The following is a 16,708-nucleotide window of genomic DNA, read 5'->3' on the forward strand; positions in this document are numbered from 1 at the left end:
TACCCTTAACAAAGGGCTTTACGTGAATTGGCGGGATCAGCCTTACCTTGATACCTAGCTTTTCTAACTCACGTCCCCAGTAGTTTGAGCCTGAACAAGCTTCCATAGCGACAATGGCGTCTGGATAGTTCAGCAGGAATGGCAACAGCTTGTTTCTTTTTAGTGCTTTATTAAAAACTGGTTTTCCTGCCTGGTTAACCCCACAGACCTGAAGAATGTTTTTTGCCAAATCAATTCCAATTAGACATACTTTCATCTGAACACCTCTTGTGAGTTATATTGAATCGTCAAATCAATATTGGCGCATTGCGACGCCGTTTGCACTTGAGGTGTTCATCTCATCATCCCTGTGGAGGGCTCCCGGCGCGTAACGCGTGTTATCGGCGTCCATGCCTCGCGTTCCTCGAACTGCGAAGCGGTGCTTCGGTTTCTCGTCACCCTTGTGCAAAGTAAATGTGCTCGCGTTGCTCGCTGTCATTGTACTTTGCACTACTATTCAATGGCTGAGCAGTTTGATTGATAGCGGCTGAGGTAGCTGGGATCAGCTAGCAGCTTTCTAAGCGCTTCATTAAACAGTGGTGCGTACTTCTTGCTCTGCGGGTTGATTAATAAAAACCCCCGATTGATAAAAGCAGGCTTAGGCTGGCGTACAAGACGGGTCTGATCTGTATCGGGCAGGGCTTTTGCGTACACCTTTCCTGTCTGCTCATCTAAAATGATAATATCTGTGCGCTGACGAAGCAGAAGTTGTAAGTTTTTGGTTGTGTAAATGGCTTCAGAAGTTTCGATATCGTATTGTTTGATTGCCTGCCAGAGCGTCTCTGGGTAGGTCAGTCCTTTATTTATCAGAAGTCGATAGGGTTTGAGATCCGCATACGAATCAAATTTAAAAGGTGTCTCATTTAAGTGATAGAAATACAAAATTTCTGAGGTAATGGGGTGAGCGGTATACACGTATTCAGAGGCTCTTTTCTCATTAAAGTACCAATAGGCACTACCGATAAACTCGGACTTTTTCCCTTCTTCATATGCGCGTTGCCAAGGCATAAAAACAAACCGTACTCGGATATCGTGCAAAGCAAAGGCATCTCGGATAAGCTGAGCGGTACATCCCTGATCCTGACGGTGCCTGTCTACGTATGGTGGCCATTGACCTGTTGTAATGTGGACTGTTTCGGCGGCACAAGAGAGACTGTAAAATAAAACAAGAATAATGTATTTCACTGACAATGCTCTGAAAACTGGGCTAAATAAAACTATAGCGCTTATTGTTGAATAAAACGAATAAGCCAGGAAAAGTGATTAACTAACTAATTGAAATTAAGGCTAAGCTGTGGAAAGTTTTGTAGATATTTATGAGCGAGCGTGTCAGCGCAAAGGGAGCACGGAGATATTGGAATCATTACTTAGCGAACCATTATCATCAGTACAGCTCGCTCGGCTTTCCGATGATGTATGGCTGGAGGAGTTCACTCGAAAAATATTTCAAAGTGGCTTTTACTGGTCGGTGATCAACGCCAAGTGGCCCGGGTTTCGCGAAGTCTTTTGGGATTTCTCTGTTGAGAAGCTGCTGTATATGTCACCTGAAATGTATGAGCAGCGTGCTCAGGACGAACGGATAGTACGTAACTATAAAAAAGTACAAAGTATTGCCGACAACTGCCTGATGATCCATGAATTAGCCCTTGAGCATGGCTCTTTTAGCGAGTTGGTTGCGCATTGGCCCGAGGACAACATCATCGAATTGTGGTCACTACTTAAAAAGAAAGGTAGCCGGCTGGGAGGAAATACAGGGGCGTATGCACTGAGGGCAGTTGGCAAAGATACCTTTATTCTAAGCCGGGATGTAGAAGCCTATTTGCGGGCGCACGAGGTGATCTCGGGTGGCCTGCATAGCCTGAAGTCACTTCGCGCTACACAGACATTCTTCAATGAGTTACGTAATCAAAGCGGTTATTCGTTACAAACATTAAGTCAGCTCGTTGCTTACAGTGTGGGTGACAATTTGGCAGGAGTATCATCATGAGTCATTTCTTCCCACGTTACACCGAATTAGGCGAGGCTTATCTGGTGCCACAGCAGCCTTATCAGTTTGAACAAGCTCAGGTATTGCTGACGAACCAGGCGTTGTTAACTGACCTGGGTCTCGACCTCGATCAACAACAGCTAAAAAACTACCTTGCGGGCTTGTCTCAGGTGAATAGCATCCAGCCGGTTGCCATGGCTTACTGCGGACATCAGTTTGGTCATTTTAACCCACAGCTCGGTGATGGGCGGGCACACCTAATTGCGTCATTCACCGCGTCTGATGGCCTGAATTATGACATGCACCTCAAGGGCTCTGGTGCGACTGTGTTCTCCCGTGGGGGCGATGGCCTGTGTGCACTGGGCCCCGCTATCCGGGAATACATTATGAGCCAAGCCATGCACGCGCTCGATGTGCCAACAACCCACTGTCTGGCGGTCTTGTCTACTGGTCAACACGTTATGCGTCAAACGCAGGAACCAGGTGCGGTTGTATGCCGGGTTGCTCGCAGTCATATCCGGGTCGGTACTTTTCAGCTGATGGCGATGAACAAAGATGCAGCAGCCATGGAGCAGCTTGTCGACTTGTGTATTCGCGAGCATTTCAGCGATATTACCTCAAGGGGTGAGGCCCGTATATTCGACTTCTTCAAACATGTGTGCAGCAAGCAATGTGCATTGATTTTAAAATGGATGCAGGTGGGGTTCATTCATGGCGTTATGAATACAGACAACACCCTGATAAATGGTGAGACCATAGATTACGGCCCGTGTGCCATGATGGAGTCTTTTTCATTTGATGCCGTATTTAGCTCCATTGACCGACAGGGGCGTTATGCGTTTGGTCAGCAGCCAAATATTGCCAGCTGGAACTGTGGGCGCCTGGCAGAATCCCTGATGCTGTTAGTCGATGATAAAGACGCCGCACTTGAACGTTTTTCAGAAATTTTAAGTCAGTTTGCCGACGATTTTAATCAAGGCTATCAGCAGATGTGGACCAAAAAGCTCGGCTTATTGACGTGGCAAGAGTCTGATCAGGCTCTGCTGAGTGAGCTACTTTCCCTGATGCAGCAAAATAAGCTGGATTACACCAATACGTTTGCTGCGCTGACTAATTCACTGCACACTAACCCACTGTCGAGCTATACTGTACCGGAGATGCTATCGGGCTGGGTAGCAAAATGGCGCGAGCGGATCGGCGACCCTGGTGAAGCACACGCGATAATGCAATCCGTCAATCCTGCCATTATTCCACGCAATGATATGGTTGAGCACTTTATTGCAGAGTTTAATCAGGGGGACAACAGTAGTGCTTTCACCAGCTGGTTAAATGCGCTGAAAACCCCATACTTATATCAGACTTATCCCGCGCAGTGGCTGGCAACAATGTCCAATGAACAAGCCTACCAGACGTTTTGTGGTACCTGACCTATGAATGAACAGAGCAGTCAGGCACTGACCTGGCAGGAAATTAAACGACAGATACTGACACATAAAACGCCTTTGATTTATGCGCATCTGATAGCGCTGTGTGCAGCGTTGGTCAGCGTGCCAATTCCGCTTATGATGCCCCTGTTGGTGGACGAGGTACTGCTGGCACACCCAGGTACTGCGGTCGAGACCCTCAATCAGGTGTTGCCCGCGCAGTGGCAGGGAGCAACGGGCTATATCATATCGATATTAATCGCGGTGGTCTGTATGCGCTTGAGCGCTCTGGTACTAGGGGTCGCGCAGTCCCGCCAGTTCACGATTATTGGAAAAGACATTTCCTATCGGATCCGGGAGAGACTGCTGGGACATCTGGCACAGGTACAGCTAAAGGAATATGAAACTCAGGGCGCTGCGGCAATTAGTTCACGATGTATCACAGATATCGAGACATTGGACGGGTTTATCAGCCAAACACTCTCTCGCTTTCTGATAGGTATTTTGACCATTGCAGGCACTGCGGTGGTGTTACTCTGGATTGACTGGGTGCTTGGTTTGATCATTCTGACGCTGAACCCGGCCGTGATTTACTTTTCCCGGCAATTCGGCAAACGGGTTAAGGATCTTAAAAAACACCAGAATAATGCATTTGAGGCGTTTCAGAGTGCCCTGGTGGATACCTTAGATGCGATTGCTCAGCTCAAAGCGATGCGCCGGGAGCAAAGCTACTTCGACACGGTTATTACAGCGGCAAAATCACTTCGTCACCATTCTGTGCAGTCTCAATGGAAGACGGACGCGGTTAATCGCCTCAGTTTCACAGTTTTCTTACTGGGTTTTGAAGTATTCCGTGCAATTGCGATGCTGATGGTGGTTTTTTCCGATCTGACTGTAGGACAAATATTCGCGGTGTTTGGGTACCTATGGTTTATGATGGGACCGGTTCAGGAGATCCTGAGTATTCAATATGCTTACTATGGCGCGACCGCAGCCTTGCAACGTCTGAACCAGGTGCTGGCTTTCAGTACTGAGCCGCAGCAATCAAGCAACAGCGAAGTTTTCAATCAGCCAACCATTCAAATCGATTTTCGTCATGTCAGTTTTGCCTATCAGGATGGACTGCCGGTTCTGAATGATGTCACATTGAGTTTACCCAGCGGTAAGAAAACGGCCCTAGTTGCGGTTTCGGGAGGCGGTAAATCGACTCTTGTGCAGCTGTTACTGGGACTATATCAGAAGCAGTCCGGGGATATTTTTATTAACGGTATGCCTGCAGAGGAAGTTGGCTTTCATGCCATTCGGGAGCATGTTGTCACTGTGTTACAGCAGCCCATTTTGTTCAATGCCAGTATTCGGGAAAACCTGGCCATGGGCAAAGTATGTGACGATGAACAGCTATGGCACGCATTAAAGGTCGCAGAGCTGGCCGAAACTGTGATGGCTATGCCACAACAGCTGGATACTGTGGTCGGGCGCAACGGTGTGCGGTTGTCTGGCGGACAAAAGCAGCGCCTGGCCATTGCCCGCATGGTTGCGGCGGATCCGAAAGTGGTTATTTTAGATGAGGCCACTTCGGCATTGGATGTCGAAACAGAAGCGAAGATCCACCGAAATCTCAATACTTTCTTATCGGGCAGAACTACGCTGATCATTGCCCACCGCCTCAGTGCCATCCGCCAGGCAGACCAAATTTACGTGCTGGACGACGGGGTGGTGAGTCAGGCAGGCGATCACCACAGTCTGGTGGCCGAACAGGGCTTGTATCGGGTGTTGTTCGGTCATCAGAGCTGAATGTAAAATTAACAAAAAATTCCTAAATAGTGTTAAGTAAATATTAAGACTTAATCTACTATTATTACTGTAATTTTCAGATTGCACTATTATTTTAGAGAGGGAAGGATGATGAAACTAAGAATGCTGAGCGCTGTTGTTACAGCTTTGATGGCAACCGGAGCGTATGCGGATGACCATAAAGAAGGGGTTTATTTGGGCGTTTTCGGCGACTACTACAACGCTGAGTGGGAGAATAGCCGGGATGCGGCCGGTGTCACTGTTGATGATTCCACCGGTTGGGGCGCTGAGCTGGGCTATCGCTTCAGTAAATACTGGAGTGGTCGTATTGAATATGCTGACATGGACTTTGACTTGTCAGGGCTTCGCACTGATTCCGTTGATGGAGACAGAATCGGTATTGATGGTCTCTACCACTTTAATGGCGGCCCTTTCTATGCACTGTTTGGTCTGAAGTCAATCGATGTGTTTGACAGCAACACATTTGCTAACGTCGGTGCGGGTTATCGTCATCACTTTAGCGAGAACTTTGCTGCGAACTTTGAAACGGCGATTTATCAGGGCATTGATCGTGGTTACACAGATGTAGGTGCAAAACTGGGTATTAACTACTTCTTTGGTGGTTCAAGCAGCAGCAAGCCCGTTGAGCCAGCACCTGCGCCAGAGCCAGAGCCTGTGGTTGTTGTGGCTGCACCTGTAGATACCGATAAAGACGGTATTTATGACATGGACGATCAGTGCGCGAACACACCAATGACTGATGCCGTCGATGCACAGGGCTGTACCTTGTACGAAGATAAAGAAGTCACTGTTAGCCTGCTGGTGCGTTTCCCGAACAATAATTCCAGTGTATCTCAACAGTATCTTGACGATATTCAGGCCGTTGTCAGTTTCCTCAATGAACACCCTGAAACAACCGTAGTACTTGAAGGCCACACTTCAGCGGTGGGTAAAGCCGAGTACAACAAGTGGCTGTCTAAAAAGCGTGCCGATTCAGTTGCAAAGCAGCTGATTGATAAGGGCATTGATAAAATGCGCATCACAACGGTCGGTTTTGGTGAAGAGCGCCTGAAAAACATGGGTGACTCTGCACAGGCCCATGCTGAAAACCGTCGTGTAGAAGCAAAAGTAAAATCTATCGAGCGTGTTAAGGTACAGCGTTAATCCTAACCTGTTTTACAAAGGCCCGGAAATATCCGGGCTTTTTTGTGTCTTAAGCATTCATAAAAACACCGTTTTTCCCTATCTTCATTCATGTGATTTATAGCGAACATAAGGCGACTTAGTGGCCGTTTGATTTTCATCTATACTCTAAGACCTTATAATAAATCATCATATTTTATAGATAAGTAAATTTATTGGAGTTGTTAACTTAAAAATTTAATTATCTGTTCACGTCACCAAGAGGGCAATATTGTGCTTCAAGAATATCGTAAACATGTTGAGGAGCGCGCAGAGCAGGGGATTGTTCCCAAACCACTGGATGCGCAACAAACGGCAGAACTGATCGAGTTATTGAAAACGCCACCAGCAGGTGAAGAAGAGTTTATCGTTGATCTCTTTATCAACCGTGTACCACCTGGGGTGGATGATGCGGCATATGTGAAGGCGGGTTTTTTAGCAGCTATCACCAAAGGCGAAGCGACGTCACCTTTGATCACCAAAGCCTATGCAGCAGAGTTGCTGGGTACTATGCTGGGCGGCTACAACATTGCCCCAATGATTGAATTGCTGGATGACGATGAACTGGCACCTATCGCAGTAAAAGGGCTGTCTCATACGCTGTTAATGTTTGATGCTTTTTACGATGTTGAGGAAAAAGCCAAAGCTGGTAATGCCTTTGCTAAGCAAGTGATTGAGTCCTGGGCCAACGCTGAGTGGTTCCTGGAAAAACCAGCAGTTGCAGACAAAATATCTGTTACCGTATTTAAAGTCACCGGTGAGACGAATACGGATGACCTCTCCCCGGCGCCGGACGCCTGGTCACGACCTGATATTCCATTACATGCACTGGCCATGCTAAAAAATGAGCGTGATGGTATCACTCCGGATAAGGCGGGCGAAGTAGGTCCGGTCACTCAGCTGGAGGCGTTGAAGCAAAAAGGCTTGCCACTGGCGTACGTTGGTGATGTAGTCGGTACGGGCTCTTCACGTAAATCAGCTACTAACTCAGTGCTGTGGTTTATGGGTGATGATATTCCGTTTGTACCGAATAAACGGGTAGGTGGTGTATGCCTGGGTGGTAAGATAGCACCTATTTTCTTCAATACCATGGAAGACTCGGGTGCGCTGCCGATTGAGCTGCCGGTAGACGACCTGAACATGGGTGATCAGATTGACATCTATCCCTACGAAGGGGTTGTGAAGCGTCATGGCAGCGATGAGGTGATCACCACGTTTAGCTTCAAATCTGACGTGATCCTCGACGAAGTGCGCGCAGGCGGCCGTATTCCTCTGATCATTGGTCGCGGCCTGACAGACAAGGCGCGGCAGTCACTGGGTATGGAGCCGGAAGAGATTTTCTGCAAACCTAAGCTAATTGAAGATTCAGGTAAAGGGTTCACACTGGCGCAGAAAATGGTTGGTCGTGCCTGTAATATGCCAGGTGTACGTCCTGGTCAGTATTGTGAACCGACCATGACCACCGTCGGCTCGCAGGATACCACGGGCCCAATGACCCGGGATGAATTGAAAGATCTGGCGTGTCTGGGTTTTTCAGCAGATCTGACAATGCAGTCATTCTGTCATACTTCGGCGTACCCTAAGCCCATTGATGTGAATACGCACCACACCTTGCCTGATTTCATCATGAACCGGGGCGGGGTATCACTGCGCCCGGGTGATGGCGTGATCCACTCATGGCTAAACCGTATGTTGTTGCCCGACACAGTAGGTACTGGCGGTGACTCCCATACGCGTTTCCCGCTGGGCATTTCCTTCCCAGCGGGTTCCGGTGCTGTAGCCTTTGCGGCGGCGACCGGCGTGATGCCACTGGATATGCCTGAATCTGTATTGGTGCGCTTTAAAGGCGAGATGCAGCCCGGGATCACACTGCGTGATTTAGTCCATGCAATTCCATACTACGCCATTAAACAAGGCCTTCTGACGGTTGAAAAGAAGGGTAAGATCAATGAGTTCTCTGGTCGTATTCTGGAAATTGAAGGGGTTGAACACCTCACTGTAGAGCAAGCATTTGAGTTGTCTGATGCGTCGGCTGAGCGCTCTGCGGCAGGCTGTACGGTCAAGCTGTCTCAGGAATCCATTGAAGAGTACCTCAATTCTAATATTGTGATGCTGAAGTGGATGATCTCTGAGGGCTATGGCGATGTCCGTACCATAGAGCGTCGTATCACTAAGATGGAGGAGTGGCTGGCCAATCCAGAGCTGATGACGGCGGATAGCGATGCTGAATATGCCCATACAATAGAGATTGATTTGGCAGAAATCAAAGAACCGATTCTGTGTGCGCCAAACGATCCGGATGATGCGCGTTTGTTGTCCGAGGTAACCGGTGAGAAAATTGATGAAGTCTTCATCGGGTCGTGTATGACTAACATTGGCCATTTCAGAGCGGCTGGTAAACTGCTCGATAATTTTGGTGGCCGTTTACCCACTCAGCTATGGGTTGCGCCACCGACTAAGATGGACAGAGATCAGCTGACCGACGAAGGTTATTACGGTATTTATGGACGGGTTGGTGCGCGTATCGAAACGCCGGGATGTTCATTATGTATGGGTAACCAGGCGCGGGTTGCGGATAAAGCAACGGTGGTTTCTACCTCAACGCGTAACTTCCCCAACCGGCTGGGGACTGGCGCCAATGTCTATTTGGCGTCAGCTGAGCTGGCAGCGGTTGCGGCGATTATGGGTAAGTTACCGACCCCGGCGGAATATCAGGAATATGCCGAGCGGATCAACGCCACGGCAGCAGATACTTATCGCTACCTGAACTTCCATAAAATGCCTCAGTACACCAAAAAAGCAGATAGCGTGATTATTCAGCAGGCTGTTTAAGCGACCGAGTAAACAGCCTTAAAGAGCCAGCTTCAAGCTGGCTCTTTTGTGTTGAGCGTCTGCGACATCTTGCCTGCTTTTTCATTAAATCTTTCATATTGTTTCAGTTGGCTTTCAGTGTCTTAAAGTCATATAGAGCCCCTTGACTATCCTTTCGTCTGGCTTATTATTGTACAACAATGTAAAAATCTGTAACCAGGGAGTGGTGCGTTTTTCCTTGCGTTACTTTTTGATCCACTCTGCGCAAGGTCTAATGTTATGAATAAATCGCTCATTATGGCGTGTTGTCTGGTGTCAGGCACCGCGGCTGCCGCTCCTAACCCATCCTACAGTGAAATTCGACTTGGTTTTGAATCAATCGATTACAGTGAAGCGCTCAATGATTTGAGCGGACTGGGTCGTCTGACCCAGGATGCCACAGTCAGTAACCCCACAATACGACAACTCTCCTACTCAGGTATTAATGACGACTGGGGTGTGTATATTGGGACCGCTGCAACCATATACACAGGTCTGGATACCGAAACCTGGTATGTCAACGATTTCACAGATCCTAATGACAGCTCAGTGACACACCAATTTGGTGCGGTGCAGACCAATGACTTTAAAGTAAAGTCTAACGAAATTGCCCTGAGTGCCGCCTACAATATGACGCGTGCGTTGCAGGTGACTATGGGGGGGCGGGTATTCACCACCAGTTTTACCCGCTCAGACTTCCAGTTTGCACAGCCAGGGGCAGGCCAGTTTGATCAGGTTTTACAGTCAGCCCCCCGTGGGGAGAATGATCCGGTGGCCCGCTTTAACTTACCCGGACAAAACAACTTAGATAGCGGCGATCTCGAAGGATTACCAGGTAATTTACAGTCTGTGGTTTCCACCACTGAAGACCAAATGAGCATCATTGCGGCGGCGGGACTGCGTTATGACAGCAAATTACAGGATGCCTTTAACAAATTTAGCTGGTATGCCGATGCCGAAGTCACGCTTCCCGTTTATACTCGGGTACAAAATACCCGTACCATAGAAAAAACCCTCAGTGAGACATTTAATGGCTGGGGCATTCAGGCACGTGCGGGCGTGCGCTATCAGGTGTTTAAGACTATTGCCGTAATGGCGGGCGTGGATGCTTCCTACAAAGAGCGTGACGCTATCTCTGAGTCCGATGGTAATCGCCGTACTGTGCCAGATATAGAATATACCAACCTTTCTCTTTCAGCTGGCATTCAGTGGAGTTATTAATGAACAAACACAGCAGTATCGCCTTATTATTGGCAGTTTCTTTATTAGGCGGATGTAAAACGCTGGATTCGGTGAGCAACATTGTCAGCAGTAACAAAGCCTCCCCAGAGCAGATCCAGGCCGCGTACAACAAGGCACAGGCAGCCTATCAGGAAGCCCAGCAGGCGCTGGGCTTGTCTGAAGAGGAGGCTTTATCAGAGTACGACAGCGAGCGCACAGCCAAAGCCGACAAGCTTTGGCAATCTCTGCAGGAGGATTTTGCCGAATTACGTGCAAATCCGGCCGAGTCACTTGAAAGCGCCTCTTTATTTTCTTCAGATACAAAAGCAGATGAAGTGATGGCGGCAAGCCAGGAAATTATCAGTTTAATTGCGGCCGCACAAAGTGCAAAGCAAGCGATCATCAGTGTGCTCGAGCCGATCCGCTCGCATTTTGCCGTGCTGGATAAACTGGCAACCCAGCAGCATTTTGAACGCCGTTATGCGCGTCTTGAGGAGCGCCATCAGGACCTGAAAGAAATGCTGGTGGCAGGTAAGCGGGAACAAGTAGAAGGTTACTTACCTGACTTACAGTCTCAGCTAAATGCGCTGGAGCAAGATGCGGCTGAGCATTACTTTCTGGGGAAAGTGCTTGAAGATGTAACCAGGTTGGCAAATTCAGAAAAGGCTGAGGTTTTACCTTCTGTCTATCAGGACGTAAAAGCCACAACGGAGTCTGCACAAAGCTTTATTCGTCAAAATGTGCGCGCGTATGATGATATAGAGCACAAGGTGAACCTGGCAGAGTTACAAGTGAAAAGAATGGAGCAGCTTTTTGCTGAGCATATGAGCAGGAAGGCGGCAATTGACGATAAGCGCTCAGAAGCCCCGTTACTGGCGCTCGAAGCGCAACTTCTGGAAATGACAAATAAGGCAGGCTTAGGGGATCTGCGCCACCTGAGTTTTAGCGAACAACTGGAGGCCATTAATAATAAGCTTTAAATGAATAAACGCATGTTTTTGGGCATGCGCATTTTATCAGCAGGATGGAGCTGTGTGCTTCAACGTGGAACATTATAAATAATAAAGAATGGAAAAGATGGATAAATTAGCGAACTTCAGATGGAAAAATCTGGCTTTGGCTTCGGCCGTCGCCCTGGTATTGACCGGGTGTGGAGGGGGAAGTGATGATCCAGTTTCAGATACTAACGGGGAGCCAACCCCTCCTTCGGTAGACGACAATAATCAGGCACCCGAAGTCAGTATTGCCGATGTGGCTGAACAATTAGAGCAAAACGCGTTTACACTGACTGCCACAGCCAGTGATGCGGACGGCTCTATCGCGGATTATACTTGGTCGCATAATTCACCACTGCAACTGAGCGGCACAGACACAAATAGCGCAAGTCCCTCTTACACAGTGCCCGATATTACTGAAGACACCACCATCACCTTCAGCGTGACTGTCACGGACGATAAAGGTGCTACCCACAGTGCCAGCAAAGCGGTCTTGATCAAGCGAAAAGTGAACTCGGTGACCTTAACGGGGATCGTGACGGATAAGCCAATAGCGAATGCAAATATCACAGTATCTGCTGGTGAGTCTGTCATGCAAACGACCGCGGGCAGTGATGGCTCCTATCGGGCAACACTGACAGTGGATGAAAGCGAAGCCAATAGACCGGTGAGCGTGACAGCTTTAGGCATCGATGGGCAAAGTCAGGTGAAATTTGTATCTGTTCTTAATTCGGTGGCACAGCTTGAGCAGCAGGCTGGTGAAGATGGATTATTGGATAAAGAAGAAAACTTTGGTGTTAATATTACCAATGTCACTACTGCAGAATACGCTTTAATGACTCGCAGCGGCGCCAGTCTCACCACCAACACTGAGCTGGAACAGGCGCTTTTAAATGTAGACGCCGATGAAAAAATCACCCTCGCAGCACTGATTAAAATAGTGGTCGACAACGACGAATTCTCTTTGCCAGACGGAGTCAGCTCAACACTAGACCTGGTTGACGATGAGCAAACGGCGCAGCAGTTTGCAGATGATGTTAATGAAACAGACCCTAACCTGATTGAACAGACCAAAGCAGAGTTGAAAAATGACAGCGACCTGATTGACGACTCGATAGCGTCGCTCAGTGGTGAGTTCATTTTACAGACGGTTAAGCATTACAATGCAAAGGCTTACCATATCAACCTAGACGAGGCTGGTACGGGCTCTATGACGGCGATTAACACCGTTGAGATTGACCGCTGGCAGCAAGAAAATAATAAAATCACAATTGAATTAAAACAGCCATTGCATATTTTTACTCCGCAAAATAACACCAATCGGTCAGATTATATTGAGTCACTGGAAATGACCATATTGGCTGAGAACGATGTTTTCAGAACAGTCGATGTTATTGAGCGCGGAAATACTGTGGTTACCGGTGATAACCCCACAACGGAAATATACGAAGCCAGCTATACCAGTAACTTGCTGAGCAAGCAAAAAACGGCTCAACCTGACTTGGCTGAAATGCTTGGTATTTGGTATCTGCAAATAGGGGATTCGGATGGCCGCACGGAGCAAGATCCGCCGCAGAAGTTTGAGTTTAAGGCTGATGGCAAAATAGTACCACTTGATGACCCTGATGATGTACTGACTTGGAAGATCGTTGATAACATCTTAGCTATCGAATATCAGGAGGGTGAGTATAGCGGTACGATCAACTTTTGGCTAACCAAAAAGCTGGGTGCGGGCTATCAGTTTGTCAGTCTTGACAGCAGTGATCCGCAGTGGCCAATGACTGAATTTGGTTTATGGATCAAAGCGCAAGAGGATGCCAGCTGGACAACAGAAACCATGATAGGACGCTGGCATGGGTTTGTTGGCTTAGCGCAAGACCGCTTCGACATGGATCTGTTTGCCTCTGGGGAGCTGTATATTGATACCATTGATTATCATTATTCATGGCGGCTGACGAATGGTATTTTCTATCGTGAACGCTTTAAGCTAAATGGTGAACTCATCAAATACTGTGATGTTGCCTTAGCTAATTGTCATCTGGAAACCAGGGTGACTCATCAGCTTATCGCGGCGGTTGATGATCACTACTATCTTGAACGCCAGTTTGAGCGCTTTGACGACATGGGCGAACAAACGATGGATCTGCATGATGTACTTATTTATCGCTACTCGGCTTCCACGGCGCAAAATGTCTTTTATCCACGCAATATAGATGGCTGGCATGTGCTTTGGGTGAAAGATGAAGGCAGTGCAAGCTGGTCTCGCATAGAGTTTGGTACCGTAACCTACACAGAAGGGGATGGCAAAACTGTCACTAAAAATGAGCTCTATATCAATGGTAGCCTCCATGAATTTGAATTAGTCGACGGACGGCTGCAATTCACCAAGTCGGGTGTAAGTTATCAACTGGCCCTGTTGGAGTATACCGCGCAAGCGATGCGGATATGTTTATATGAAACCGAGTTGGGTTGTCAGGAGCAGGATCAGCAAACCTGGTACTATCAGCCGACACGGTTCACCCTCACAGCAAGCGCTGACGAGTTTGGACAGGTCTTCCCTGAGTATCAGAAGGTGATTGAAGGTGAGTCGGCCTCATTTTATATCCAGCCTGAACCGGGTTATATGGCGTCAGAAGTAACCGGGTGTAATGGCCAACTGGATGGACAAGAATATTTCATTGGATCTGTCACTGAATCTTGCGATGTGTCGGTTGTTTTTGCCCCATTGCCTGAACTTCAGGTTACGGCCAACACAACGACGGGGGGGAGCCTGTCACCGCTCAGTCAAATGATCACCCAAGGCAACACTGCAGAAATCTCTGTGGCCAGTGAGCAGGGATATGTACTGGACCATATCTTTGGCTGTAATGGTACGCTGGAAGGGGCGCAATATGTGATCCCGAAAGTGATGGAGAATTGCACTGTTGAGGCTTCTTTTAAAGCGGTAGACATCAAGGCTGATGGCTTTTTAAGTGATGTGAAACAGTATTATTCCGATACCGTTCAGTTGACTTACAGTGCAGATCAGAATGCACAAGTCAGCATGGCGCCCTATGGCCAGTTTGATGCGCAGTGGAGTGAGTCCGGTGAGGTGATGGTCTTTGTGCCGCAGCAGGAAGTATCGTGGACTGCCTTTGAGCACATCGCGGATAAGCAGGTTAAGGTAACTCATCGCCTCGAACAGTTAGAGCTGTCTTTGCGTGGCATGCCGAAACAGTTCAACTTTTTGAAAAAATTCACCCGATTGGAAGATGATGTCGAAGTCGACAGCTATGTTGAAAACCTGCAGTTGGATTTTGTTGCCAATACAGAGATGCTGACGCCATTTAATTTGGCCGGCACCTGGAGCGTAGCGGGTTTTGATCCCAATCAACCCACGCTGGATGTCACCTTTAATGATGACGGTACGGGCCTGCAAACCGTATTCGGCCAGGCTGCTGAGCCGATCAGCTGGTCGGTAACGGGAGATCAGTTAAGAGTCGAGCGCCAGGATGGGGAGACCAAGACGGTGCTGTTCTACGTTGAAAAACAATTCGATGTGGGATACCAAGTGATCGCAGTGCCGCAGTTTGACAATCAGGCACCAAGCAAAGGCTTGATGATTAAACATCAGGAGTTGGCACCCCGTACAGCTCAGGATTATATCGGTCGCTGGCGTTATATAGACGGGGTTGAGCTGGACGAAGAAAATTTTGCCATGGAGATTTTCGAAAATGCTGATCAGCCAGACTATCTAGATATTCAGTTTGGCGCCGCAACAACGTCATTTCAGGGGCGCTTGAAAGAGGGTCAACTGTTACGCAGTCGCTATGCCATTCGGGACGGTGAGGGCAATCTGATCGGGTATGAGCGCACTTGTCCACAAGGCAGCAGTTGCGACGAGTTTGATGAAATGGAATATCAACTGGTGGCGGTTTCCGCAGAGCGGCATTACTTTGTCAGAAATGTTTTCTTTAATGGTAACAAAACCAATAGCTTAGGGCGTATTCTTGTGAAAGAGTATACGATGGATACGGGCATACCAGAATCCAAAGATTATCTGTTTGACCGTATGGCAGGGGTTGAAGAGGGCTCAAACACCAATTGGTTGATCGAAGACAGTGCTTGCTCGGGCGAGGCCAATGGCAATGCCTGTGTGACCATCAATGAGGTTCAGCATGAAGCTGAGTTAAAAGCGGGTCATGTCTACTTTAATCGTGACGGAAGCGACTGGGATCTGGCAGTTATCCCGAATAGTAATTCGTTTGGGTTTATCGAGTTGCAGGTGACCGAAGTGCTTCCACCGCCGGGAGAGGGACCGCAAGTACCAGCGCAAAGTTTTGTTGTAAGGTTAGCGCTGTAATACACTGAACTAGATTAAATCTTGCCTGCCCGGTTGTTGGGCAGGCAGTATCAACTTATGTTAATAATCAAGATGGTTGTTCTGCGCAGGAGTTGTTTAGAACTATTATTTACCCAATTCATAAAAGAAGGTTAATTATTTCATTTTGGTGAATAAAACCAACAATTCAAAATCAAAATTCCCCTTCAAATAGATTAAGATCTCCGCCAAATTGTCATCCCTAGGCGAGAGCAAAATGACCGCAGTAAACAACCAGAATTTGCTACAACTTCGTTTTATTCAACAAGCGCAGATCGATGCCGTTAAACCTTCGTTTAACCGTCTGCCAGATAACCCGTATGCAGACGGCGCATTCAGAAAACGCCGTTACTCTGTATTGAAATTTGCCAATGGCGAGGTGGCATTGCAGCCGACCAAAGCCTTTGTCCAGGACGACTCAATCAATACCTTTCAGGGTAATGTTGAGCGCGTGTATGAAAACCTGGAAGACGCCCTGATCCACAGCGAGGGTTTCAAGCACCTGCTCAATGAGTTTAAAGCAATGACAGGTATCAGCGATGAGCGTGATATTGAAGTACACCAGTTCCGCATGCTGGCCATTGAGAGTGATACGCCACCGGCACCAGAAGGCGTGCATCAGGATGGTTTCGATCATGTGTGTGTATGTGGTGTTTCTCATGAGAACATCGCAGGTGGTGAGCTGTTGGTGTACGAGCACAAAGACGCTGAACCCTGCTTTAAAATGGAGATCAAAGATGGTCTGTTTGCCCTGGTCAATGACCGTGAGGTTTGGCACAACGCGACGCCAATGAACAAGTTAGATGCCACGCAGACCGGCTACCTGGACTGCTTTGTGTTCACCGCGTAAGAGGCC

Annotated in this window: 10 protein-coding genes and 1 pseudogene; 9 read left to right on the forward strand and 2 right to left on the reverse strand. The window is 48.0% G+C overall.

Features of this window, described 5'->3' with window-relative positions; all coding sequences use genetic code 11:
- Together L1285_RS17905 and L1285_RS17910 are read right to left on the reverse strand one after the other, a co-directional pair.
- Window positions 1–256: pseudogene (locus L1285_RS17905) on the reverse strand (IS110 family transposase); the annotation flags it as partial.
- A gap of 236 nt (window positions 257–492) precedes the next feature.
- Entirely contained in the window at window positions 493–1,224 is a 732-nt protein-coding gene (locus tag L1285_RS17910) for a substrate-binding periplasmic protein (RefSeq protein WP_235413548.1), read from the reverse strand.
- Between the two features lie 109 nt (window positions 1,225–1,333).
- Between L1285_RS17910 and L1285_RS17915 the strand changes: the two genes are divergently transcribed.
- From L1285_RS17915 to L1285_RS17955, 9 genes are all read left to right on the forward strand, one after another.
- Window positions 1,334–2,026, forward strand: a complete 693-nt coding sequence (locus L1285_RS17915; protein WP_235413549.1) for a DNA-3-methyladenine glycosylase I — start codon at window positions 1,334–1,336, stop codon at window positions 2,024–2,026.
- The gene (locus L1285_RS17920; protein WP_235413550.1) at window positions 2,023–3,453 is read left to right on the forward strand and encodes a protein adenylyltransferase SelO; all 1,431 of its coding nucleotides are present in this window, start codon (window positions 2,023–2,025) and stop codon (window positions 3,451–3,453) included. The genes L1285_RS17915 and L1285_RS17920 overlap by 4 nt, the downstream gene beginning before the upstream one ends.
- A 3-nt stretch (window positions 3,454–3,456) precedes the next feature.
- On the forward strand, window positions 3,457–5,244 hold the full coding sequence (locus L1285_RS17925; protein ID WP_235413552.1) for an ABC transporter ATP-binding protein: 1,788 nt from the start codon (window positions 3,457–3,459) through the stop codon (window positions 5,242–5,244).
- Between the two features lie 111 nt (window positions 5,245–5,355).
- Window positions 5,356–6,408 (forward strand): OmpA family protein, encoded by a 1,053-nt coding sequence (locus L1285_RS17930; protein ID WP_235413664.1) that lies wholly within the window; start codon window positions 5,356–5,358, stop codon window positions 6,406–6,408.
- A gap of 252 nt (window positions 6,409–6,660) precedes the next feature.
- Window positions 6,661–9,258, forward strand: coding sequence for a bifunctional aconitate hydratase 2/2-methylisocitrate dehydratase (acnB, locus tag L1285_RS17935; RefSeq protein WP_235413554.1), 2,598 nt, complete (start codon window positions 6,661–6,663; stop codon window positions 9,256–9,258).
- Window positions 9,259–9,516: 258 nt separating this feature from the next.
- Window positions 9,517–10,497, forward strand: a complete 981-nt coding sequence (locus L1285_RS17940; RefSeq protein WP_235413555.1) for an autotransporter outer membrane beta-barrel domain-containing protein — start codon at window positions 9,517–9,519, stop codon at window positions 10,495–10,497.
- Window positions 10,497–11,477: a hypothetical protein gene (locus L1285_RS17945; RefSeq protein ID WP_235413557.1), complete on the forward strand. Its 981-nt coding sequence runs from the start codon at window positions 10,497–10,499 to the stop codon at window positions 11,475–11,477. Before L1285_RS17940 ends, L1285_RS17945 begins: the two co-directional genes overlap by 1 nt.
- Window positions 11,478–11,574: 97 nt before the next feature.
- Window positions 11,575–15,834, forward strand: coding sequence for a PKD domain-containing protein (locus L1285_RS17950; RefSeq protein WP_235413559.1), 4,260 nt, complete (start codon window positions 11,575–11,577; stop codon window positions 15,832–15,834).
- Between the two features lie 235 nt (window positions 15,835–16,069).
- Complete coding sequence (locus L1285_RS17955; protein ID WP_125720310.1) at window positions 16,070–16,702, forward strand: 2OG-Fe dioxygenase family protein; 633 nt, start codon at window positions 16,070–16,072, stop codon at window positions 16,700–16,702.
- Window positions 16,703–16,708: the final 6 nt, after the last annotated feature.

It is taken from the genome of Pseudoalteromonas sp. DL2-H2.2 (genome assembly GCF_021532535.1).
GTDB lineage: Bacteria > Pseudomonadota > Gammaproteobacteria > Enterobacterales > Alteromonadaceae > Pseudoalteromonas > Pseudoalteromonas rubra_A.